24 protein-coding genes are annotated in these 22,944 nt (G+C 65.1%); 12 read left to right on the plus strand and 12 right to left on the minus strand.

Annotated elements, in window-relative coordinates; all coding sequences use genetic code 11:
- Nucleotides 1-28: 28 nt before the first annotated feature.
- From NG898_RS19785 to NG898_RS19825, 9 genes are all read right to left on the minus strand, one after another.
- Nucleotides 29-1,144, minus strand: a complete 1,116-nt coding sequence (locus tag NG898_RS19785; protein WP_289813069.1) for a diguanylate cyclase domain-containing protein — start codon at nucleotides 1,142-1,144, stop codon at nucleotides 29-31.
- Between the two features lie 54 nt (nucleotides 1,145-1,198).
- Nucleotides 1,199-2,206: a chemotaxis response regulator protein-glutamate methylesterase gene (gene cheB / locus NG898_RS19790; protein ID WP_252694020.1), complete on the minus strand. Its 1,008-nt coding sequence runs from the start codon at nucleotides 2,204-2,206 to the stop codon at nucleotides 1,199-1,201.
- The gene (locus NG898_RS19795) at nucleotides 2,203-4,533 is read right to left on the minus strand and encodes a hybrid sensor histidine kinase/response regulator (protein WP_252694021.1); all 2,331 of its coding nucleotides are present in this window, start codon (nucleotides 4,531-4,533) and stop codon (nucleotides 2,203-2,205) included. The genes cheB and NG898_RS19795 overlap by 4 nt, the downstream gene beginning before the upstream one ends.
- Entirely contained in the window at nucleotides 4,530-5,231 is a 702-nt protein-coding gene (locus NG898_RS19800) for a chemotaxis protein CheW (protein WP_252694022.1), read from the minus strand. The genes NG898_RS19795 and NG898_RS19800 overlap by 4 nt, the downstream gene beginning before the upstream one ends.
- Nucleotides 5,212-6,633, minus strand: a complete 1,422-nt coding sequence (locus tag NG898_RS19805) for a CheR family methyltransferase (RefSeq protein WP_252694023.1) — start codon at nucleotides 6,631-6,633, stop codon at nucleotides 5,212-5,214. The genes NG898_RS19800 and NG898_RS19805 overlap by 20 nt, the downstream gene beginning before the upstream one ends.
- A gap of 5 nt (nucleotides 6,634-6,638) precedes the next feature.
- Nucleotides 6,639-7,103: a chemotaxis protein CheW gene (locus NG898_RS19810; protein ID WP_252694024.1), complete on the minus strand. Its 465-nt coding sequence runs from the start codon at nucleotides 7,101-7,103 to the stop codon at nucleotides 6,639-6,641.
- Nucleotides 7,104-7,151: 48 nt separating this feature from the next.
- A complete protein-coding gene (locus NG898_RS19815; protein ID WP_252694025.1) occupies nucleotides 7,152-8,828 on the minus strand; it encodes a methyl-accepting chemotaxis protein in 1,677 nt (558 codons plus the stop codon).
- 229 nt (nucleotides 8,829-9,057) lie between these two features.
- Nucleotides 9,058-9,888 (minus strand): anti-sigma factor family protein, encoded by an 831-nt coding sequence (locus NG898_RS19820; protein WP_252694026.1) that lies wholly within the window; start codon nucleotides 9,886-9,888, stop codon nucleotides 9,058-9,060.
- A complete protein-coding gene (locus tag NG898_RS19825; RefSeq protein ID WP_252694027.1) occupies nucleotides 9,878-10,513 on the minus strand; it encodes an RNA polymerase sigma factor in 636 nt (211 codons plus the stop codon). Before NG898_RS19825 ends, NG898_RS19820 begins: the two co-directional genes overlap by 11 nt.
- 197 nt (nucleotides 10,514-10,710) lie before the next feature.
- Between NG898_RS19825 and NG898_RS19830 the strand changes: the two genes are divergently transcribed.
- The 4 genes from NG898_RS19830 to NG898_RS19845 all read left to right on the plus strand — a co-directional run bounded on the left by NG898_RS19830 (nucleotide 10,711) and on the right by NG898_RS19845 (nucleotide 14,186).
- Nucleotides 10,711-11,670 carry a metallophosphoesterase family protein gene (locus tag NG898_RS19830; protein ID WP_252694028.1) on the plus strand — a complete coding sequence of 320 codons (960 nt, stop codon included), beginning with the start codon at nucleotides 10,711-10,713 and terminating at the stop codon, nucleotides 11,668-11,670.
- A gap of 1 nt (nucleotide 11,671) precedes the next feature.
- Nucleotides 11,672-12,049: a cupredoxin domain-containing protein gene (locus tag NG898_RS19835; protein ID WP_045205649.1), complete on the plus strand. Its 378-nt coding sequence runs from the start codon at nucleotides 11,672-11,674 to the stop codon at nucleotides 12,047-12,049.
- A 182-nt stretch (nucleotides 12,050-12,231) separates the two neighbouring features.
- Nucleotides 12,232-12,714, plus strand: a complete 483-nt coding sequence (locus NG898_RS19840; RefSeq protein WP_232038849.1) for a DUF305 domain-containing protein — start codon at nucleotides 12,232-12,234, stop codon at nucleotides 12,712-12,714.
- Complete coding sequence (locus tag NG898_RS19845) at nucleotides 12,711-14,186, plus strand: YncE family protein (RefSeq protein ID WP_252694029.1); 1,476 nt, start codon at nucleotides 12,711-12,713, stop codon at nucleotides 14,184-14,186. The genes NG898_RS19840 and NG898_RS19845 overlap by 4 nt, the downstream gene beginning before the upstream one ends.
- A gap of 124 nt (nucleotides 14,187-14,310) precedes the next feature.
- On the opposite strand, the gene NG898_RS19850 is transcribed toward NG898_RS19845, so the two are convergent.
- Complete coding sequence (locus NG898_RS19850) at nucleotides 14,311-14,829, minus strand: SRPBCC family protein (protein WP_252694030.1); 519 nt, start codon at nucleotides 14,827-14,829, stop codon at nucleotides 14,311-14,313.
- The gene (locus tag NG898_RS19855) at nucleotides 14,819-15,163 is read right to left on the minus strand and encodes an ArsR/SmtB family transcription factor (RefSeq protein WP_252694031.1); all 345 of its coding nucleotides are present in this window, start codon (nucleotides 15,161-15,163) and stop codon (nucleotides 14,819-14,821) included. The genes NG898_RS19850 and NG898_RS19855 overlap by 11 nt, the downstream gene beginning before the upstream one ends.
- 136 nt (nucleotides 15,164-15,299) lie before the next feature.
- On the opposite strand from NG898_RS19855, the gene NG898_RS19860 reads away from it, so the two are divergent.
- Both NG898_RS19860 and NG898_RS19865 read left to right on the plus strand, forming a co-directional pair.
- Nucleotides 15,300-15,881 carry a J domain-containing protein gene (locus NG898_RS19860; RefSeq protein ID WP_252694032.1) on the plus strand — a complete coding sequence of 194 codons (582 nt, stop codon included), beginning with the start codon at nucleotides 15,300-15,302 and terminating at the stop codon, nucleotides 15,879-15,881.
- 360 nt (nucleotides 15,882-16,241) lie between these two features.
- Nucleotides 16,242-16,421: a hypothetical protein gene (locus NG898_RS19865; RefSeq protein WP_252694033.1), complete on the plus strand. Its 180-nt coding sequence runs from the start codon at nucleotides 16,242-16,244 to the stop codon at nucleotides 16,419-16,421.
- A 93-nt stretch (nucleotides 16,422-16,514) separates the two neighbouring features.
- On the opposite strand, the gene NG898_RS19870 is transcribed toward NG898_RS19865, so the two are convergent.
- A complete protein-coding gene (locus NG898_RS19870; protein ID WP_252694034.1) occupies nucleotides 16,515-17,420 on the minus strand; it encodes a LysR substrate-binding domain-containing protein in 906 nt (301 codons plus the stop codon).
- Between the two features lie 165 nt (nucleotides 17,421-17,585).
- Between NG898_RS19870 and mdcA the strand changes: the two genes are divergently transcribed.
- The 6 genes from mdcA (at nucleotide 17,586) to madL (ending at nucleotide 22,938) form a co-directional block, all read left to right on the plus strand.
- Nucleotides 17,586-19,274, plus strand: a complete 1,689-nt coding sequence (gene mdcA / locus NG898_RS19875; RefSeq protein WP_252694035.1) for a malonate decarboxylase subunit alpha — start codon at nucleotides 17,586-17,588, stop codon at nucleotides 19,272-19,274.
- Entirely contained in the window at nucleotides 19,274-20,203 is a 930-nt protein-coding gene (locus NG898_RS19880) for a triphosphoribosyl-dephospho-CoA synthase (RefSeq protein ID WP_252694036.1), read from the plus strand. The genes mdcA and NG898_RS19880 overlap by 1 nt, the downstream gene beginning before the upstream one ends.
- Nucleotides 20,190-20,489, plus strand: a complete 300-nt coding sequence (locus tag NG898_RS19885) for a malonate decarboxylase subunit delta (protein WP_252694037.1) — start codon at nucleotides 20,190-20,192, stop codon at nucleotides 20,487-20,489. Before NG898_RS19880 ends, NG898_RS19885 begins: the two co-directional genes overlap by 14 nt.
- A 10-nt stretch (nucleotides 20,490-20,499) precedes the next feature.
- Complete coding sequence (locus NG898_RS19890; RefSeq protein ID WP_252694038.1) at nucleotides 20,500-21,345, plus strand: biotin-independent malonate decarboxylase subunit beta; 846 nt, start codon at nucleotides 20,500-20,502, stop codon at nucleotides 21,343-21,345.
- Nucleotides 21,342-22,172 carry a biotin-independent malonate decarboxylase subunit gamma gene (gene mdcE / locus NG898_RS19895; protein WP_252694039.1) on the plus strand — a complete coding sequence of 277 codons (831 nt, stop codon included), beginning with the start codon at nucleotides 21,342-21,344 and terminating at the stop codon, nucleotides 22,170-22,172. The genes NG898_RS19890 and mdcE overlap by 4 nt, the downstream gene beginning before the upstream one ends.
- Before the next feature lie 358 nt (nucleotides 22,173-22,530).
- Nucleotides 22,531-22,938 carry a malonate transporter subunit MadL gene (gene madL / locus NG898_RS19900; RefSeq protein WP_252694040.1) on the plus strand — a complete coding sequence of 136 codons (408 nt, stop codon included), beginning with the start codon at nucleotides 22,531-22,533 and terminating at the stop codon, nucleotides 22,936-22,938.
- Nucleotides 22,939-22,944 lie beyond the last annotated feature (6 nt).

The raw sequence follows: 22,944 nt of genomic DNA on the forward strand, positions 1-22,944 counted from the left end.
CATTCGGCGCCCATCTTGCTTTCATCAACTAGCCGCCGCGGCCAGCACCGGTGCCAGTGCCCACCACTGTGCGGTTCTTACCTTCGTGCTTGGCCTGGTACAGCGCAATGTCGGCGGCTTCGATCAACGTGGTGGTCGGCACGTCGTGCACCGGGCTCACCAGCGCGCCGCCAATGCTGACCGTCACATATCCGCCCGTGGACGAATGCATGTGCGGCACCTGCAGGGCCTCGATCGCGCCGCGGATCTTTTCCGCCAGCAGCTTCAACCCCTCGGCACTGTTGCCGGGCAGCACGACAGCAAATTCCTCGCCGCCAAAACGCGCCGCCAGGTCACCGGGTCGGCCCAGGCATGCTTCCACCGTGCTGCCGATGCGCTTGAGCACCTCGTCCCCAGCCACGTGGCCGTAGGTGTCGTTGTAGAGCTTGAAGTTATCGACATCGATCATCAGGAAGGACAGCGCCGTGCCCTCGCGCGCGCCGCGCCGCCATTCCGCGCTCAGATATTCGTCAAGGTAGCGGCGGTTGGCCAAGCCAGTCAGACCATCGGAGTTGGTCAGGCGGCGCAGTTCCAGATTGGCTTCGAGCAACTGCTGCTGCGATTGGCGCAGCGCGCGGTACGCCTCGTCACGCTGTAGCAGGTTGACGTACGAGCGCGAGTGGTAACGGATGCGCGCAAGCAGCTCGATGCGGTCCGGCAGCTTGACGAGGTAATCGTTGGCGCCCGCAGCAAACGCGGCGCTCTTGATGACCGGCTCTTCCTTGGTCGACAGCACGATGATGGGCACGTCGCGCAGCACCGGGTTGGCGCGGTAGTCGCGCACCAGCGTCAGGCCATCGGTACCCGGCATCACCAGGTCTTGGAGGATGACGGTGGGGCGCGTCTGGATGGCGGCAACCATCGCTTCGTCCGAGCGCGCGCAGTAGTGGAAATCGATGCGGTCTTCACCGCCCAGGGCCTGACGAATGGCTTCGGCCACGATGGCTTGGTCATCCACCAGCAACACCATCACCGGAACATCGGCGGCCGCCGGCGTACGCAGCAGCGCGCGTGCGGCTTCCAGCGCGGCGTCCGCTGCAGGGATGGGCTTGGTTTCGTCCGGACCGTCCGGATCACCCGGCATCTCAGATGGGTGGTTGGTCATGTGATGCTCCCCGTTTCTGGTTATGTATGTGTGATGGTCGTGGCCGTGCGTGCTTCAGGCGCGCACGAGCGTGATAAGTTCGTCGGCGATGCGGTCAAGCGGCAGAATGGCGCGCGCCGCATCAAGTGCTGCCGCGGCCTTGGGCATGCCGTACACCGCGCTGGTTGCCGCGTCCTGCGCAATGGTGTGGTAGCCCTTGGCGCGCATTGCCTTCAGGCCGATGGCGCCGTCGCGGCCCATGCCCGTAAGCAGTACACCGATGGCGCTACCCCGCCAGTGTTCAACCACGCTGTGGAAGAACACGTCTACCGACGGGCGATATGGCGTGCTGACCGGCTCTGGCGTGTAGCCGAAAGTGCCGCCGGGCAGCACATGCATGTGGTCATTCGTGGCGGCAAGCAACACCTCGCCCGCACGCGGGCGGTCGCCTTCCGCGGCCACGCGCACCGTCAGCGCAGTCTGGCCATTCAGCCATTCGGCCATCCCGGCTGCAAAGGCCTGGTCAACGTGCTGGATCACGGCAATGCCCGCGGCAAACTCTGCCGGAAGTTTGCCCAGCACGGCGGCCAATGCCGTGGGCCCACCGGCAGAGGCGCCGATGGCCACCAGCGGCACCGCGCCGTCCAGCGCGTTGGTGCAAACGCGCGGCCTGGGCGCAACGGGCTTTTCCAGCAGGCGGCCGATCTGGTCAATCTTGGTGAGCAACGGATGGTTGGCGTCGGCATCCGAGCCACCGCCGAGGGTGGGCGTATCTACGGCATCCAGAGCGCCCGCGCCCATCGCCTCATACACACGCCACGCGTTGGCGCCCACGCTGCTGGTCACCACCAGGATCGCGCACGGATTGCGCGACGCCATGATCCGCCGGGTGGCTTCCACGCCATCAAAGCGGGGCATGATCAGGTCCATCAGCACCACGTCGGGCGGTTGCGCGGCGCAAAATTCAACCGCCTGCGCCCCATCGGTCGCCACCCACAGCACGCGGTGCTCGGGCCGGCGTGCGATCGTGCGGCGCATGGCTTCAACGGCCAGCGGCATATCGTTGACGATGCCGATATTCATGTCCGCGCTTCTCCAATCAGGTCACGCACTGCGTCCAGCAGCGCTTCATCGTGGAAACTGCCTTTGGCGAGGTAATAATCCGCGCCGGCATCCAAGCCACGACGGCGGTCTTCCTCGCGATCCTTGTACGACACCACCATCACCGGCAGCGCCTTCAGTGCAGCGTCGCGCTTGATGAGCGTGACCAGCTCGATGCCGTCCATGCGCGGCATGTCGATGTCGGTAACGACGAGGTCAAAGTCTGCGCCACGCAAAGCGTTCCAACCATCCATGCCATCCACCGCTACGGTGACGGCGTAGCCGCGTTTTTCCAACAGCTTGCGTTCGAGCTCGCGCACGGTGAGCGAATCGTCCACCACCAGCACGTGCTTGCGCTGCTGCACGGCCACGCCCTGCCCGCGCTGCACCTTGTCGAGCTGGCCGCCGCGCACGAGCTTATCGACCGAACGCAGCAGATCGTCCACATCAACGATCAGCACCGCGTCGCCGTTTTCCATCAGCGCACCGGCGGCGATATCACGTACCTTGCCAAGCCGCGCATCCAACGGCTGCACCACCAGCATGCGTTCGCCCAGGAAGCGGTCGACAGCAATGCCGTATGTCTCCGCGCCCTCGCCGATGACGACCACCGGCACGCTCTCGCGCGCCTCGCCCGGCGGCTGCGTGCCGAGCAACTGATGCGCCGTCACCAAACCCACCGGACGACCTTCGAAGCTGAAATGCTGCTGCCCTTCCAGCATGTCGATCTCGGCGCGGGCCAGCTCCAGTGTGCGCCGCACGTAGGCAAGCGGAAACGCATACGCTTCACCACCCACGTCCACCAGCAGGCTGCGGATGACCGACAGCGTGAGCGGCAACTGCAGCATGAAGCGCGTTCCACGCCCGGGCTCGTTGTGGATGCGGACGTTACCGCGCACCGCCTTGACCACCTCGTGCACAGCATCGAGCCCGACACCGCGGCCGGACACATCCGTCACGTGTTCGCGCATCGAAAAACCCGGCAGCAGCAGGAAGTCGAGCAACTCGTGATCCGACAGACGGCTGGCGGTGTCGGCATCGGACAGACCGCGCCGTACCACGGCAGCACGCACGGCTTCCAGATCGATGCCTGCGCCATCATCTGCCACGGTAATCAGCAGCTTGCCGGCACTGTGACGTGCTTCCAGGGTGATGGTGGCTTCTGGCGCCTTGCCCTGCGTCTCGCGGGCTTCGGGCGTTTCCACGCCATGGTCGACGGCATTGCGCAGGAGGTGGCCCAGCGGGGCGTCGAGCATATCGAGGATGTCGCGGTCAACCTGCGTGGCCTCGCCGACGATGTTGAAGCGCACCTGCTTGCCCAGCGAGCGTGCCAGGTCGCGCACCACGCGCGGATAGGCGTGCGTCGCGTCGCCAAACGGCCGCATGCGGCATTGCAATGCCTCGTCGTACAACTGCTGTGCAAGGTGGGTGCTGCGACGGTCGAAGCGATCAAGGTCGTCGATGTGCTCGCCCAGCGTCTGCTGCATGTGGCCGAGCATCTGGCGCACGTCGTTGAGCGCTGCGTGCATGTCGGCGTCAGCATGCTGGTCGAGCCGTTCGACCAGCGTTTCGTAGAGTGCGTCGAGCGCCAGCGTGGCCGCGCGGTGGCTGCGTTTGACGCGCAGCATCGATTCACCGAACGGTTTGAGCCAGCGTGATTCGACCAGCGATTCGCCCGACAGGCTGAGCAGACGGTCGAGGTTATCGGCACGCACGCGCAGCATGCGGTGCGGATCGCGCGTGTTGCCGATGGGCGCACGATGCGGTGCGGGGGCAGCCGGCTCTGGCGCTGGCACGGGCGGAGTCGACAAGGCGGCCACCTCGGCATTCAACAGCGCCATCGCCGCCTTCATCGTGGCATCTTCGGCAGCCGCGTCAGGATCGGCAAAAGTTGCAGCGACAGGCGCAGCGGCGGCACGCTCCGGCGCGGAAAACGCAACCAGCACGGCCTCTACTTCGGCGCGCGGCAGTTGGCCCGCGGTGCCGGGCTGGCCGACGCGCAGCAACAGATCCGTGCCGCGCAACAGCACGTCGATATGCGCGGCGGTCAGCACGAGCGTGGCGCGCTGTGCTGCCACGAACCACTCCTCCATGCGGTGTGCGACGTCAACGCCGTCCTGCAGGCCGACGATGCGCGCGGCGCCCTTGAGCGAATGCGCGGCACGCATGCAGGCTTCCAGCGCGGCGGCATCGGTGGGCGCGCGCTCCAGCGTCAGCAGGCCAGTCGACAGCACACGCGTCTGCGTCTGCGCTTCCTCATGGAACAGCGCCAGCAAGGATTGGCGGCCCAGATCGTCATCCACGCTCATCGCAGGCTCCGGGCAATCGAGTCGAACACGCGATCGGTGTCGAGCAGGCCAATGGTGGCATCGCGCCACGCCAGCACGCCACGTGCGTGGGCCGTGGTGGCGTGCGTGAGTGTAGACGGCACCGGCAGCAGCGCGGTGGCCGGAAAGCGCAGCACGCCTTCAACCTCGTCCACCGGAAAGACGGCCGATTCATCACGGTGTGCAGCCACCAAGAGCCGGGCATAACCATTGCGCCCGGCGTGTTTGCTGCCCGCATGATCCAGGCCCAGCAGCTCGCCCAGCGATACCGCCACCGTAAGCGCCCCGCGGATGTTGACCAGCCCCAGCACCACCCGGTTACGCCGATGCGGCAACGTGTGGATGGCGCGCGGCGTGTCGATCTGCCGCAACGCGGTGGCCGGCAGTGCGAGCCATTCGTCAGCGATACGGAATACGAGCACGGCCAACTCCGTCCCCGCGTGCTCCGGGGTACGCAGCGGAGCAGCCGTGCGATGCGCCAGCGCGGCAGCTTCCAGGTCGGCATCGGTCAGCGCGCGATCCAGCAGCGCGGCGGCGCCCTCTTCAAAGATTGGGCAATTCAGGCAGCGCGAATACTCGGCCAGGCGCGGGCAGGATTGATCGCCGCGCGTGCCGATGCGGTTCCAGCAGTCATCAACGAGCGTGGTAACGCCCGCGTGGTCATGGACGGCGTGCGCCATGCGTTCCTCGTGTGTGCTCCGGTGCTTCGGATTCGGATGATGCGGATGGTGTCTTGCCCTGGCGTGCCAGTGCACGCTCCGCGCGCAGCATCAGTTGGCGTGCGGCCACGGTATCGCCGGCCACGTCGAGCAGCGCGGCAAGGTGGGTCAGCGCTTCGTAGTGCGCGGGTTCCAGGTACAGCGCCTTGCGGTAAAAGTCGCCTGCATCCGCGTGGCGCCCGCGTGCATCGGCAATCAGGCCGAGCAGGTAAAACGTGTCGGCCTCGGGTGCGCGCAGGTTGGCGATCTCCAGCGCCACGCGCTCGGCTTCGTCAAGATTGCCGGCGTCGGCCAGCCGCCGGGCGTCGGCCACCGTGGGCCGCTCGCGCAGCATGGCTTCCATCTCGGGAATGACGGGCGACAAGGGCCGCACCGCAAAAGTGGGCGCTGGGTTGGGCCGGGGCGGGATCTGCAGGCGCGCCGCCACGGGGCGCACCGGCACCGACGGCAACGCCACGCCGGGCAATCCCACCACGGAAGCCGCATGCTCTGGCGGCAGCGGCAAACGGAACGGCAACGGCGCCCGCGCACCCGTCTCACTTGCGGCCGTGCGTTGAAATGCAAACGCCAGCGGAATCCGCGCTGAACTCATCGCGTGACGCATCATCAGGCCCGTTTCAGCAGGGCCGACGAAGATCATGCCGTCTTCCGCCAGCTGTGAATCGAGCCGGCGAATCGCCTGGTCCTGCGCGTCGCGGTGGAAGTAGATCAGCACGTTGCGGCAGAAGATGAAGTCGTAGCGTGTGTCGTCCGCCGGTGCGTCGGCCAGGTTGGCTTGCGCAAAGCGCACCAGTCCGCGCACGGTATCGCTCAACTGCCAGATGCCGTCGGCCTCGGTGAAATGCCGATCGCGGAAGGTCAGCGGATGGCCCCGGAAGGCATTGCGCCCGTACACCGCGCGCCGTGCCTGCTCGATGGCGCGCGCGCTGATGTCGATGGCGTCGATGGTGAACCGAGCGGGATCGATGCCGGCATCGAGCAACGCCATCGCCGCAGAGTACGGCTCTTCGCCCGTCGAGCAGGGCGCACTAAGGATGCGCAGTACCCGCATCGGCTCGCGCGCAAGTTTTTCACCCACCACGCGGGCAAGCGTGACGAACGCCTCGCGGTCTCGGAAGAACCACGTCTCGGGCACGACCAGCGCTTCGATCAGGGCCTGCCGTTCTTCGGGCGCGGTGTTCAGGCGCAGCCAGTACGTATCCAGCGCCGCTGCGTCCACGGTGTTCGGCATGCCGCGCTCGGCCAGCATTGCGCGCGTGCGGTCCAGCACGGCGCGCTCCAGCGCGTTCGTGCCGAGCGACGGCGCATCAATGCCCGTCTCGTGCGAGAGCCAGGCTTCAAAGCGGGGATCGACGGCCACCATGACGATCAGCCAACGGTGGCCGGAAACAGCAATGCACGCACTTGCGCGTCGAGCATCGCCTCGGTATCGACCCGCTGCACGAGGCCATCGCCCAGGCTTGCCACGGGGCCGAGCCAGCGTGCGTTGGGCGTGGCGACACCGCTGTCGGCAAAGTGCGCATCGTCGATGCGGCGCGTGTGCGTTGCGTGCTCGAGCATCAGGCCGAGCAGCGGTGCTTCGTCGCCGCGGGAACTCGATTCATAGCGCACCAGCACCAGACGCGTGGAACGCAACGGCCGCGCAGGGCGGCCCAAGGCAAGCTGCGGCACGTCGATCACCGGCACAGGTGCGCCATGCCGTTCGATCACGCCCGCTACCCACGCAGGCGCACCCGGAATCGACTTGGTGGCGGCCAAGGGCAGCACTTCAGCAATCTGCGCCACGTTGAGCGCATAGCGGTCGCCATCGAGCTGGAACAGGAGGTAAAGCATGGCGATTCTCGCTACGGCAAAAACACCTCAATGCGGATGCGCTGCGGGTCAGGCTTCGATCTTGAAGCGCGACACGCCGGTACGAAGCTGGTTGGCCACCAGCGTCAGGTCATCAATCGCCTGCGACGACTGGCGCAGCGATTCCGCCGTCTGCTGAGCAGCTTCGGACAACTGCGACAGCGCCTGCGTAATCTGCTCGGCGCCCGTCGCCTGCGTCTGCATGCCTTCGTTCACCATCTGGAAGCGGGGCGCCAGCGTCTGCACCTCGGTAATGATCTGGGAGAGCTGCGTGCCGACCTGCTGCACATCACGCATACCGCGCCGCACCTCTTCCGAGAACTTGTCCATGCCCATCACGCCAGCGGAGACGGCCGATTGGATTTCCTTGACCGTCTGCTCAATGTCGTAGGTGGCGACTGCCGTCTGGTCAGCCAGTCGGCGGATTTCCGTGGCCACCACCGCAAACCCGCGGCCGTATTCGCCAGCCTTCTCCGCCTCGATGGCCGCGTTGAGCGACAGCAGGTTCGTCTGGTCGGCCACCTTGGTGATGGTCGACACCACCTGGTTGATGTTGGTCGCCTTCTCATTGAGGATCGCCAGCTTGGCGTTGACCGAACCCGCAGCTTCCATCACGCCGCGCATGGTGTCTTCCATGCGGGTCAGGCCGCCCTGGCTGGCGCCGGCCAGCGTGGCGGATTGCTCGGCCACGCTCGATACCTCGTTCATCGTGCGCAGCAGGTCGCGCGACGTGGCAAAGATCTCGCGCGACGTTGCGCCGATCTCGGTGGTGGTCGCGGCGGTCTCGGCGGCGGTGGCCTGCTGCTCCTTGGAGGTGGCGGCAATCTCGGCCACGGACGTCGTCACCTGCAGGGAAGATTTCTGCGCCTGCGACACCAGGCTCGCCAGCTCTTCGGCCATGCGGTTAAAACCTTCTTCCAGCGTGCCGAACTCATCGTTGCGGCGCAGATCGAGCCGGCCCGACAGGTTACCGGTGCGCATGTCGTCGTGGGCACCCACCACACGGGCCATCGGCACCGTAATTGCCTTGAACAGCGCATAGCCCAACACCAGCGCGGCCAGCAGCACCACACCCAGCGCTACGGCCAGCGTGATCTCGGTGCTCTGTACCGAGCTGCGAATCTGCTGCGCCGATTGGTCGGCTACCGCGCGGTTATCCGTCACGAGCTGTTCGGCAAGGTTCACGGCCTCTTCCCAGGCAGGTATGGCATGTTGCGCCACAGCCTGCGCAGCCGGCCGGGATTTGGCTGCCTGTTGCACAGCGTCGTTGAACATGGCCAGGTATTTGTCGATGGCGGCGCGATACGTGCGGAACCGCTGGCGGTCATCCTCACGGAAGATGGTGGCCTCGTAGGCGGCCGAGTATTGATCCAGCTCCCGCACGCTTTTGGCCGCGCGATCCAGGTCGCGCCGCGCCGCGTCTGCATCGGTATCGACAAACAATGCACGTTCGAGCATCGCCTGGCTATTGCGCGTCGCTGCGCGCAGCGATGTGGACAAATACAAGCCGGGTACGGAATCGCGCTCCAGGCTCATGGCCTCTTCGTCAATCGCGCGAAGCCGCGTGTACGACACCGCCGCCATGATGACCATCAAAATGAACAGCACACCGAAGCTGAAGACGATGCGGTTGCCGAGTGAGAAGCGGCCGCCGCGAAGCATGCCTGACAGGGTTGCGTTGCTGATGCGGGGCGTCGCAGAGACCATGTTTGAAACCTAGAAGAAACCGACAAGAAAGCCGTGGCGAAAAAGACGTGAAAGCGGCCCAGAGCGCGCCACACAGGAGTGTATGGAATGGTAAAGGAACGTATCGGTCACCGGAACCGAAACCTGTGTGATTCCGCGTCAATACAAGGGTAAGCCCCTGCCCGGTCAAGGGTGAAGCGCCGCCCATTGAGCACAGGCGAGCACTCGGGGCCCTCCCCGCCGGAGCCCCTCAGCTGCCGCGCGCTGCCCGCGCAAACGCTTGCACCACGTCGGCAGACGCGTCGGTGATGGCCCAGTAGCCCATGCCGGCGCTGCGCCAGACCATCAACTGGTAGCCGCGCTCGGTGCGCAGCGCGGGTTCGGTGTCGCTGCCGGCTTCGGGGCGTACGTACAAGTCCACCGGATGCTGCGCTGAGCGGTAGACCAGCACCGCTACCGGGCGGCCGTCGATGTAGTCCAACCGGCCGCCGATGAGCGGGAACCCGCGTGCGGCAAGGTCGGTAACGGGCGGCGCATAGTCGATGCGGCCGTTGAACCACGGCTTGACCGTGTGCCGATCGGACGACAGCACATCCGTTTCCCGCGCACCCAGCAGCGCCCGCACGTGACTGGCGGTGATGTCGTGCGCGGTGAGCGCAGCCGTATCGGGCCGGCCCACCAACACGCCGACACCAAGTGCTACAGCCGCGAGCGCGCCGGCGCCCAATCCCAAGCCGAGCCCCCGGGACGGCGTGATCAACCAGTTGGCCAAGCGCCGCCATGGCGATTCCGTCTGGCGCGGCGCGCGCGGGCGGGGCAATTCGGGGCGCACGCCAGCCTCCGCCTGCACGGCCTGCACCGCTTGCAATACGCGATTGCGCAAACCCGCCGGCGCCTTCATGTACAGCGTCGGCGCACGCAAGCCCTGCCGCAGCGCACGCACCACGCCATCGTGGCGCGCCGCAATGTCGGTGCAAGCGGCACACGTGGCCAGATGCGCTTCCATGCGCAGGCTGTCGGCCGCTCCGAGTTCGCCATCGGCGCGGGCAGCCAGCAACGCGCGGATGTCGTCACAGTTCATGGCGGAACTCCTTGGTGCTGTTTCCCAGACCGCCCGATGCCCGGATGGGTGTCACATTGGTGCGCAGCGGTGCGTTGTCTTCCGTAAGCAGGCGCGCGAGCTGCTGCCGCGCACGTGCCAGCCGCGACATGACCGTGCCGATGGGCGCGTCCACCACGGCGGCAATGTCGCGGTACGGCAGGTCTTCCAGCTCGCGCAGCACGAGCACCTCGCGATATGGCACGGGCAACTGCGCCAGCGCGGCATGCACGCGGCGCACGTCGTCGATGCGGGCGAGCAGCGCGGCGGGGTCGACGCCGTAGCTGGCGCTGTCGTCGTTCGCCTGGCCGGCGGCCGCGTCGTCATCCCACGGCTGGGCCGGGGCCTGTTTGCGGCGCGCGCATTCCGAGAACCACGTGTTGCGCACGATGGCGAGCAGCCACGGGCGGCCGTCGCCGCCGCGAAACCCGCCGAACAGCCGAAATGCGCGCAGGCAGGCTTCCTGGACGATGTCGTCGGCGTCTTGCGCGTCGCCCGAGAGCCAGCGCGCCAGGTTGTAGGCGGCGTCGACATGCGGCAGCACCGCCTGCGCAAAGCGCTGGGCGTCGGTGGGCAGATCGAGCGTGGGGTCTGACAGGTCGGGCATGGCGGCCTGGAGGCGGTTGACCTCCGTATACCGGGGTGCAATCCAGTTTATTCCCGCGCTGAAGAAATTTTGTGAAAACGCGAATCTTATGGAATACGCGGGCACCCCAGCCGGTATGACAGGCAGGACCGGCGCTTCCTTCATTTCCATCGCGCTGGGCCGCTACCCAACTCAGTCATCTATTGCAGGGGACACCCATGAGCAAGCAACCCGGACGACGCCAGTTCCTGCAACTGGCCGCGGTCGGCGGTCTGGTGTACGCATCCGGCCTGCCCGGCTGGCAGGCGATGGCGGCCACCACGCGCGCCGCCGGCACCAAGCAGGACGATTTCTATTTCGTGCAGTTATCCGACACCCACTGGGGCTTCAAGGGCGCGCCCAATCCGGATTCGCAAGGCACGCTGCCCAAGGCGATTGCGGCGGTGAATGCGCTGTCGCCGGCGCCAGATTTCGTCATCTTCACGGGCGACCTGAGCCACATCAGCGACGACCCTGCCGAGCGCCGCAAACGCCTGGCCGAGTTTCGCGACATTGCCGCCAAGATCAAGGTGCCGGTTGTGCACTACATGCCCGGTGAACACGATGCCTCGCTCGACAACGGCGAGGCCTATATCGAACTCTTCGGCCGCACGCATTATTCGTTCGATCACAAGGGCGTGCACTTCATCGCCATCGACAACGTGTCGGACCCATCGGCGCGCGTGGGCGATGCACAACTCGCGTGGCTGGCGGCGGATGTGCGCTCCGTGCCCGAGCACACGCCCATCGTCGTGTTCACGCATCGGCCGCTGTTTGATCTGTACCCGCAATGGGATTGGGCCACGCGCGACGGCCAGCAGGTCATCGACTTGTTGATGCCGCACCCGAACGTGACGGTATTTTACGGCCACATCCACCAGGAGCATCACCACATGACCGGGCACATTGCGCACCACTCGGCGCGCTCGCTGATGTTCCCGCTGCCCGCGCCACCCGCACCGGGCTCACAGGCCAAGCGCAACCCTGTCCCGTGGGATGCCGCAGCGCCCTATCGCGGCCTGGGCTGGCGCAGCATCACCGAGCACGGCAAGCAGGACGCCGCCACCTGGGCGCTGGCCGAACAGCCAATCCAGCCGAGCAGCGAAGCCACCATCACCAAGACGCCGGAGACCACCTGACATGCGCCCTCTCATTGCACACAACCCCAAGCGCCGACTGGCGCTGCGTCAGTTCACCGTGCTCGCGGCGGGTGCGGCCCTCGCCTGTGTTGCGCACGGCGAGGGCCCCACGGTCATCCGCGTGCACGCGCGCAAGTTCACCTTCACGCCCGACAAGATCTCGCTCAAGCGTGGCGTGCCCGTGGTGTTCGAGCTGACCGGGCAGGACATCCTGATGGGTTTTTCGATTCCGGATTTCAACGTACGGGCCGACGTGGTGCCGGGTCAAACCGTGCGGCTGGCGCTTACGCCCGACAAGACAGGCACGTTCGATTTCCTGTGCGACATCTTCTGCGGCTCGGGCCACGAGACGATGAATGGAACGTTGACCGTCACCTGAAGCGCACCGCCCGACGCCCAACGCAAAACGCCCCGACCTGTTCGGGGCGTTTTCATTGACGGGATGCACGCATGACGTGCGTGCAGCGGCATACAGATTCTTTACGACGCGCGGGAATAAACCGTCGGCCTACGGTGTTTACTCCGATAGCACGCCATCGACCCGCACTCTGGAGGACCTACATGTCGTCACGTTCGAAGCGTCGTCTACGCACGTTGCTGTTTGCTGTGTTCACACTCATGTCAGGCATCGGGACGCACGCTGCAGTTGCGCAGGAGGCGCCGCCACAGGCCAATCGCGAGCAGGCCTTCTTCGCCGAAAACGATGTCGCCATGACAAAGATGATGGACGGCATGGCCCCGAAGCCCAGCGGCAACATCGATCAGGATTTCGTCGCGATGATGACGCCACATCATCAGGGCGCCATCGACATGGCCGTGGCCTACCTGCGCTACGGCCAAAACGAACAACTGCGCCGCATCGCGCAGGAAATCGTCGTCGCGCAACAGCAAGAGATTGCCGCGATGCGCTTGGCGCTTGGCCAGCCGCCGCCCCCGTCGGCACCGGTCCCCACGCAGCTCCGCCCGGCCTCCGCAACGACTGCGCCCGCATCCCATGCGGCGCATCACGCCCACACCGCCACCCCCCAACAGGAAGACCGATGAAGAATCGACTGTTTGTTGCCACGGCGCTTGCCGCAGCGGCCATCACGTGCGCCGCGAGCGCCAGCGCCGGGCAGGCACCCGCATCCCTTGCCTCGCCTGACATTCCCATCAGCCACAGGGATCGCGTCTACGCGGCCGAGCAATTCTCGAACACGGTGTCCGTCACGGACCCCGCCAGCAACACGCTCCTGGGTGTGATCAAGCTGGGCGATCCTGCGCCCGGCAACTTCAGCCCGCTCTATCGCGGACAGGTGCTGGTGCACGGCATGGGCTTCTCGCCAGATCACCGGACATTGGCGGTGGTCTCCATCGGCTCCAACTCGGTCACGTTCATCGATACGCAGACCAACGCCGTCAAACACACCACGTATGTGGGCCGCTCGCCTCACGAAGCGTTCTACACGCCGGATGGCAGCGAGGTCTGGGTGACCGTGCGCGGCGAAAACTACATCGCCGTGCTCGATGCCAATACCTATGCAGAGAAGACGCGCGTTACCGTACCGGCGGGCCCCGGCATGCAGATCTTCTCGCCGGACGGTAAGTACGGCTACGTGTGCTCGTCGTTCAATCCGGAAACGGTCGTGATCTCGACGGCCGATCACAAGATCGTGGGACACATCAAACAGGAATCGCCGTTCTGTCCCAACATTGCGGCCACGCCGGATGGCAAGCAGGTGTGGTTCACATTGAAGGACATCGGCAAGGTGCAGGTATTCAACGCCCGCCCGCCGTTCAATGCGATCACGTCGTTCGAGACCGGGCCCATCACCAACCACGTCAACTTCGCGCATAACGCCAAGGGCACGTTTGCCTATGTGACGATCGGCGGCACGAACCAGGTCAAGGTATTCAGGACCGACAATTTCGAACAGGTCGCGACGATTCCCGTCGGCAAACTTCCGCACGGTCTATGGCCGTCCGGTGACGGCACACGCATCTATGTCGGCCTGGAGAATGACGACGCACTGGCCGTCATCGACACACTGACGAACAAGGTCGTATCGACTGTTCCGATTGGGCAGGCACCGCAGGCGCTGACGTACGTGCCGAACGCTGTGCCGGAAGGCAACGGCACGGAGAACCTGCAACCGCTTGGCACAGCGGGGCAGGTCAGCCCTCTCGCACTCGTACCGGCCGCCGCAGACAAGTCCGACGTATCGGCCGCCCCCACCAGCGTGGCGCTGTTCGATCAGGGGCTCATCCAGGTGTTTCAGGCATCGGTGACCGGATTGCAGCCGAAGCAGCCCTATGCGATTGCCTTGTCACAGCATGCGGATGGCAGCGGCCCGCTTGAGACCCTGGCGAGCTTCATGACCAACCCGGCCGGTGGCGCCATCGTCAACTCGATCGGGCAGATTCGGCAGGTGGTCATGCCTGGCAACGCGGACGCTGGCAACACGCGCCGGTATCTTGTGATTGCACCGGTGGTGTCCGGCAAGCTTGGGACTGCGGTGCAGATTCAGGCGCGCTAGGCAGCTCGGGCCACGAGACGATGAATGGAACATTGACCGTCACCTGAAGCGCAGCGGCCAGCGCCCGACGCCCAACGCAAAACGCCCCGAACAAGTCGGGGCGTTTTCATCTGCGAGCGCTGCCTCAGGCCAGCGCGTCGCGCTCGGCCAAGGTCAGCAGCAGCTCGTCGAGTCGCTCCAGGGTGGAGGTCATGCCGTCCTTCATACCCATGTCGATGACCTTCTGCACATCTTCCGGCGAGTTGTACAACACCACGGTCGTCACGAGGGTGCGTTCGTTCGCATCGGCAAAGGTGACATCCCAGCGGGCGCGAGGCATATGCGGATTCACGGCGCCGGTTTCATCAGAAAAAGCATCAAGGGCCGCATAGCTGTCGATCGGGTTGATCTTCTGATAGTCCAGACGGCTCCAGAATGACTCTCCATCGGGCGTGATCATGGCGTAGTGCCAGTAGCCGCCCTCTTTGAATTCCATATGCTTGGTCTTGGTGGTCAGCGGCTTGGGCGCAAACCACTGATCGAGCAGTTCGCGCTTCGTATGGCAATCCCACACAAGCTGGCGCTTCGCCGCGAACTCTCGCCTCACGGTGAGGCTGCTCTTTTGCATGTCGACGAGGAAATCAAACCGAAGATCAGCCTTCATTGTTTTCTCCTTGGAGTTTCTCTAAGAGGTTGTCCAGATTGCTGTACCTGCTCGCCCAGATCGCGTGCTGCTTCTCAAACCAGCGCTCGGCTGCGGCCAGCTTCTTGCGCTCGAGCGTGCACGTCCGGATTCGGCCGCTCTTCTGCGAGCTGACCAGCCCGACGCCTTCCAACACCCGCATGTGCTTCATGAATGACGGCAGCGCCATGTCGAATGGCTCTGCCAGTTCACTCACCGTCGCGGGCCCTTCGCCGAGCCGCTGAATAACTGCCCTGCGCGTTGGGTCCGAAAGCGCGTGAAATACCGCGTCTAGCGCAATTCCATTGTTATCCATTTGGCTAACTATATACATGAGAATGCGTTGATGCAACCGGGTTCGACAGCATGTTGTAACGCAGGCGGGTGGCCGGTCGGCATGCACACACCCCCATGCTAGGATGACCTTCCCCCCGGCAGCAGCCACACCGCACATGACAACCATCTACGCGACACTCGGCGTGCAGCCGGACGCGACCCTGGACGAAATCAAGCGCGCTTACCGCCGCGCCACGATGAAGTGGCATCCCGACCGCAACCTCGGCCGCGAAGCCGAAGCCTATGCGGCGTTCCAGGAAATTCGCGAAGCCTACGCCATCCTCTCCGACGCTGAACAGCGCCGCGTGTACGACGAGGTCTTCGCGCAGGAAATGCAGCGCTGGCAAGCGGAGCGTGATGCGCAGGAAGCACAGGAGCGAGAGGTGCAACGCGAGCGCGAACGCCTCGCACAGGAGCATTACGAAAAGATGGTCGCCATCGCCATGCGCTTTGCCGACGATGGTCACAATCGCGACGTCTTGTTCGGCGTGCTGCTTGGCCGGGACTGCGATGCAGAACTTGCCGCGCGCATTGCCGACAGCGTGTGGGCCTTGCAGGAAGCACGGCGCGACAACGTGGCCGCCACAGACACGCCCGACAGTGAAGCGACGGTCCAACCCGATGAAGCGACTTCGCCCCAGCGGCACTCAAGCGCGTTCGAGACGTTCTGGCAGGGGTTGTTTGGTCTGCGGCAATAGCTGCCGAGCTTTCACCAGCGTAGTGCGGCGCGACACGCGCCGACGGGCATACGCCAATTCTGATTTATAGTTTCGCCCCTGCTCAGACGAAGCAGCCATGGGTACACTCTCCGCCATCGTTTTCAGTGCCATAGAGAAAACGATCGAGGTGTGGAAACCTTGTACATACCGGGCAGGAACCGAGCATAGGTTCTTGTCCTCATTTGCTATGGCTTGGCTTCGTCTCCCTCCTGGGGCGAGCCAGGCTTGAACGGCTTCGGCCGTGCCGATTGGTATGTATCGGTTTTCCACCTTGCCTGTGCTCGCCCACCCCTCCCAAGGGTTGGGCGCGGTTCCGTTCATCAGATGAAGAGGAATGCCGTGACCTGCTCGATCTCCCACGCCACCAACTCACCGGCTGGCGACGCGCTTAGCGAATATCAGAAAGGCGTGCTGTCTGCGCGTGGATTCCTGCGCGCGGTGTTCAGCCGCAACGCCGCGGGCAACACGTGCGATACGGGCGCGACGCCTGCGCCAGAACATCCGGATCAACAACGCTGACTTCATGGGCGACCCAGGCGCATGAGGTCTGCGTGCCGATGTTGCAGCATCGGTGCGGGGGCTTGCCTGGGCTCGCCCGCCCTTACACCCGCGCTACCTCGCGCCCAGCAAACGACACTCCGCCGACAACGCCAACAGGTTCGGATCGCGCTCCCGATTGCGCTGCATCACCAGCACGATGTGCTGGCTGATCGCATAACGCGCGGCCAGCGGAATCAGTTGCACCTTGGGGCTGAAATCGGCCACGCGGCGCGGCAGCAACGCGTAGCCGATGCCGCCGCTCACGAGGTTCATCAGCGAGAAGATGTCGCCCACGCGCAGGGCAATCTGCGGCGCAAAGCCGGCCTTGTCGAAGGCGGCCATGAAATCGTGATACGTCGCAAAGTCGTCGCCGAGCGCGACGAACTTTTCGGCGCGCACGGTTTGCAGGTCGATCTCCGCTGACGACGCATACGGCGAGGCAAGCGGCGCGGCAAACAGGATCTCGTCATCAAACATCGGCACGGTCAGCAGATCTGGATTGCGCAGCGGCTCGCCCAGCGCGATGACGATGGCGTCGAGTTGCCCGTCTTCCAGCTTGGCGAGCAGGCTGCGGTTCGAGCCGAGGGTGAGTTCGATGTCGAGTGCGGAGCGGCGCGTTTTCAGGCCTGCAAAGATGCGCGGCAACGTGCCGACCGTCATCGAATAGAGCCCGCCGATTTTCAGCGTCGTTGACGAAAAGCCCGCAGCTTCGCGCGTGCGGCGCACACCGGCTTCGCACTCGGCCAGGATGCGCTCCACGTGCTCGGCAAACACGTAGGCGGTCGACAGCGGAATCAGCTTGCGCCCATCGCGTTTGAACAGCGGACAGCGCAAACCTTCTTCTAGCGAGTGCAGCGCGCGGTGCACGCTCACCGTGCTTTGCCCCAACGCCTCCGACACGCGGGCCATGTTGCCCAGCGTCATGAACGACTGGAAGACTTCGAGCTTCTTCAGGGTGATGTCTTCATCGATTGCCATGGCAGGGGCTCCTCCGGGCGCGTTCTACGGGCGCGCTGCTCTCAGAATCGGCCATCGTTTCATTAACCTCAAGTTAATGAAACAACGCCTAGGTTGATTGAAGTGCACCTTTTTACAGCCTACGGTACAGGGCATCAAATCCATCAAGGCTGGAGACGCCACCCAATGCAACCGATGCCCACCCAATCGGCAAACGGGGCCAACGCACCCATCCCGCCCCAATGGCGCCGCCGGCGCGATGAGAAAGAGCGCCGCCTGACTGCAGCCCGGCGCATTGCCAACGGCAAGGTCATTCCCACCGGCGATATCGTCGCCGCACTCGAAGCACTGCTCGCCCCGGGCGACCGCGTCGTGCTGGAAGGCAACAACCAGAAACAGGCGGATTTCCTCTCGCGCTCACTCGCCAAGGTCAACCCCGAGCGCCTGCACGATCTGCACATGATCATGCCGAGCGTGAGCCGCGCCGAACACCTCGACATTTTCGAGGCCGGCATCGCGCACAAGCTGGACTTCTCGTTCGCCGGGCCGCAGAGCCTGCGCATCAGCCAGTTGCTGGCCGACGGGCTGCTGGAAGTCGGCGCCATCCACACCTACATCGAGCTGTATGCGCGGCTGGTGGTGGATCTGATTCCGAACGTGTCGCTGGTGGCCGGTTTCAAGGCCGACCGCGACGGCAACATCTACACCGGCCCGAGCACCGAAGACACGCCCGCGCTGGTCGAGCCCGCCGCGTTTTCCGACGGCATCGTCATCGTGCAGGTCAACGAGATCGTCGATGACCCGGCGGACCTGCCGCGCGTCGACATTCCAGGCTCGTGGGTCGACTTCATCGTGCAGGCAGACAAGCCGTTCTACATCGAGCCGCTCTTCACGCGCGACCCGCGCCTCATCAAACCCGTGCACGTGCTGATGGCGATGATGGCCATTCGCGGCATCTACCAGCGGCACAACGTGCAGTCGCTCAACCACGGCATCGGTTTCAACACCGCCGCCATCGAGTTGATCCTGCCGACGTACGGCGAGCGCCTGGGCCTCAAAGGAAAAATCTGCCGCAACTGGACGCTGAACCCGCATCCGACGCTGATTCCCGCCATCGAATCCGGCTGGGTGGAGAGCGTGCACTGCTTCGGCACCGAACTCGGCATGGAACGCTACGTGGCCGCGCGCCCCGATGTGTTCTTCACCGGCCGCGACGGCTCGCTGCGCTCGAATCGCATGCTGTGCCAGCTGGCCGGCCAATATGCGGTGGACCTCTTCATTGGCGCGACGCTGCAGGTGGATGGCGACGGGCATTCGTCCACCGTCACGCGCGGGCGGCTGGCCGGCTTTGGCGGCGCGCCCAACATGGGCCACGACCCGCGCGGCCGCCGTCACGCAACGCCTGCGTGGCTCGACATGACCGAACCGGTGACGATGCTCGAGCGCGGCAAGAAGCTCGTCGTGCAGATGGTCGAAACATTCCAGGAAGGCGGCAAGCCGACCTTTGTCGACACGCTGGACGCGGTGGCCGTGGCCAAGCAAAGCGGCATGCCGCTCGCGCCCATCATGATCTACGGCGACGACGTCACGCACCTGCTGACCGAAGACGGCATTGCATATCTCTACAAGGCCCGCTCGCTGGAAGAGCGGCGCGCCATGATTGCCGCCGTGGCGGGCGTCACGTCGATTGGACTGCGCCACGACACGTCCAAGACCGAGCAGATGCGCCGCGACGGCCTGATCGCCCTGCCCGAAGACCTCGACGTGCGCCGCAGCGATGCCAGCCGTGAATTGCTCGCCGCCAAGAGCATCGCCGACCTCGTCGAATGGTCCGGCGGCCTGTACGAACCGCCTGCACGCTTCCGGAGCTGGTAATGGAGAAGACATTGCAACGGCCTCTGCCGGCCAGCCCGAAAGCGCGTGCAAAGCGATTGGCCGCGCTGGTCGAATCTGCCCTCATCGACGAGGTGACGCTGTCGCCCAAACCTGGTCTGGTGGATGTGCGTGGCAACGGCGCACATCACGATCTCGACTGGACGCTGATGGTGCATTCCGCGCAGACGCTGCGCCCGGCGTTTGAAGCCATGGCGTTGGCCGGCGCGCAGATCGAAACGCAAGCCGGCGCACAACTCGCGCTGCGCGAGCGCATCGGCCGCCTGGGGCGCGAAGGCGAAGCGGCCATGCTCGATGCCACGGGCGGCATCAACACGCACCGCGGCGCCATCTGGGCGCTAGGCCTGCTGGTCACGGCTGCGAGCCAGGCGCCGCAAGCGTTAAGCGCAGCCGCTGTTGCGGGCCGCGCCGCGCGCCTGGCGAACATTCCCGATCGCTTTGCGCCCGTCTCGACTGGCCACAAAGGCGAGCGCGCCTGCAACGATTACGGTGTCGGCGGGGCCAAGGGCCAAGCCTGTGCCGGCTTCCCGCACGTGATCAAAGTGGCGCTGCCGGCGCTGCGCGAAGCGCGTGCGGCCGGCATCCGTGAAGACCACGCACGCGTGGATGCATTGCTTGCCGTCATGGCTGCGCTGGACGACACCTGCGTGCTCGCACGCGGCGGCGCCAAGGCACTGCACGTCGTGCAAACCGGCGCGGCCACCGTGCGCGCAGAAGGCGGCTTGGCAACAGCACAAGGCCGCCGCGCTTTCCGCACGCTTGAACAAGACATGCTGGCGCTGCACGTGTCGCCCGGCGGCGCAGCCGACTTGCTGGCCGCCGCGCTCTTCCTCGATCGCTTGCCCGCAAACGCGCACGCAGCGTCCGACATCGAATCCGCTCATCAGGAAACCGAACATGGAGCATCTTGATTTTCAGTTCACCGGCGGTGCACCCGCCGGGCGCCGCGCGTATGCCGGCGTGGTCGGCTCGGGCGACCTCGAAGTGTTGTTGACGCCGGGCGACGCCGGCCAGATCGACGTAGCCATCACCACGTCCGTCAATGGCATGAGCGCGACGTGGCAGGCGCAGCTTGCGCGTGTGTTCGGCTCGCACGCGTGGCCGGCTGCCAAGATCACTATCAACGACTTCGGCGCGACACCGGCCGTGGTGCGGTTGCGGCTTGAGCAGGCGCTTGAAGCGCTCGCGCAATCTTGAGGAGACACGCATGTCACGCAACCCGATTGAACGCGACAGCTTTATCGAACGCGATGCGCGCCGACGCGCCATCGCCCTGCTCGACCCCGGTACCTTCCGTGAACTGCTGGACCCCTTCGAACAATTGACATCGCCGTGGCTGCCGCGTCAGGGCATCGTCACGCAGGCCGATGATGGCGTCGTGGTGGCGCGCGGCACGCTGGGCGGACAGCCCGCCGTGGTGCTTGCCATTGAAGGCGCATTCCAGGGCGGCAGCATGGGCGAAGTGTCCGGCGCCAAGATTGCGGGCGCGCTGGCACTGGCCGTGGAAGACAACCGCAACGGCATTCCCACACGGGCCGTCATCGTCTTCGAAACCGGCGGCGTGCGGCTGCAGGAAGCTAACCTGGGCCTTGCCGCCATTGCTGAAATCCACGCAGACATCCGTGCGCTGCGCGAGTATGGGCCGGTGATCGGCATCACGGCGGGCGTGGTCGGCTGCTTTGGCGGCATGAGCATCGCCGCAGGCCTTTGCAGCTACCTGCTGATGACGCGCGAAGCACGCCTCGGCCTGAACGGCCCGCAAGTCATCGAGCAGGAAGCCGGCATTGAAGAATACGACTCGCGCGATCGCCCTTTCATCTGGAGCCTCACCGGCGGCGAGCAACGCGCCGCCACCGGGCTGGCCGATGTCTGCATCGAAGACGATTCCGTCACGATCCGCGCGCAGGTGATCGAGTGGCTGCGCGCCGGCGTGCCAAAGCACCAGCGCAGCGAGCAGATCGATCACTACCTCGAACGCCTCAACGCCGTCGACACATCGCGCCAAGCCACGGCAGAAGATGTGCGCGCGCACTATGCAAAGGACGTCGCATGAGCCAGAACGATCTTTCCACGCGCGGCGCGACCTGGATGCACGCGCTCGCCAACGGTACGCCGGTGCCGGGTTACGGCAGCACGCTGCAAGTCGTCGATGCCGCACTCGCGGGTCAGCCGGCGCGCTACATCGCTGTCGTGCCCGATGCCGAAAACCGCTTCCCCCGCGCACGCAACGGTGAAGTCGGCCTCATCGAAGGCTGGCAGCTCGCGCGTGCCGTGCGCGATGTCATGACTGCAGATGCCGCGCAGGAAAAGAAGCGCGCCATCGTCGCCGTCATCGATGTGGCAAGCCAAGCCTACGGGCGCCGGGAAGAGGCCTACGGCATCCACCTAGCACTGGCAGCAGCGGCGGATGCCTACGCCGCCGCCCGATTGGCTGGCCACCCCGTCATTGGCCTCATCGTCGGCCGTGCCATGTCGGGCGCGCTGCTGGCACACGGCTACCAGGCCAATCGCCTGCTCGCCCTGGACGATGCCGAAGTAATGGTGCACGCCATGGGCAAGGCCGCAGCCGCGCGCGTGACGCTGCGCTCCGTCGCCGACCTGGAACGCCTCGCGCAAGAGATTCCGCCCATGGCGTACGACATCGCCAGCTTCGCGTCGCTGGGGTTGTTGTGGCGATTGCTGAAGGTGAAGTCTGCCGACGCGCCCGATGCAGGTGACATCGATACCGTGCAGACGGCGCTCGCGGCGGCGCTGGCCGACATCGCAGCCGACCCGTCGCGCGGGCTGGAAAGCCGCCTGGGCGCACCGCTGCGCGGCGCATCGTCGGAAGTTCGCAAACGCCTGCGCGAGCAATGGAACGCGCAGCCAGAAAGCGCATAACGAACAGGAGCACATCACGGCGCGAGCACATGCGCCCTCGATGGTTTGGCCGTACTTGCCCTAGATGGCGCCTTGAATTTCTGTTGCAGAGAGGAAAAAGGAAGGGGAACTGTTTGAGCGAAGCGAGTTTTCCCCTTCTCCGCCCGGTTATGGAAATTCAAGGAGGGGTTCGCCGCATCGGGCGCGCCTTTCTTTGCTTACTTTCTTTGGCAAGACAAAGAAAGTAAGTCAGCCCCGGCAGGGGATGAAACAAGGGATGCACCACCAACGCAATCAACGCAAAACAACCAGTCCTCAACCCTCGATCACCAAACACCACAACAGGCGACCCATCGCCGTTCCTTCAGGAGACAAAGACGTGATCATCTACGGTACAACCCTGCTGGCGCTATGTCATATCGCCGGCCTCTTCCTGGGCGACCTGCTCGGCCAGGCCATCGGCGTAAAGGCCAATGTCGGCGGCGTGGGCATCGCCATGCTGTTGCTCATCTTCGCGCGGCTCTACCTGCACAAGCGCGGCCTAATGCCCGCCGCCACCGAGGCGGGCGTCTCGTTCTGGGGCGCGATGTACATCCCCGTGGTGGTGGCCATGGCTGCCACACAGAACGTCGTCACGGCACTGCGCGGTGGCCCTGTCGCACTGCTGGGCGCCATCGGCGCGGTGCTGGTGTGCGGAGTCTGCATTGCACTCATCAACCGCACGGGCAACGCAGAAGACCGGCAACCGCTGCCCCCGCTGCCTGAATCCGAACAAGCCCGCGCCTAAGGAGCC

Origin of the sequence: Ralstonia mojiangensis (assembly GCF_023955645.1) — a bacterium.
In the GTDB taxonomy this organism is placed as follows: domain Bacteria; phylum Pseudomonadota; class Gammaproteobacteria; order Burkholderiales; family Burkholderiaceae; genus Ralstonia; species Ralstonia mojiangensis.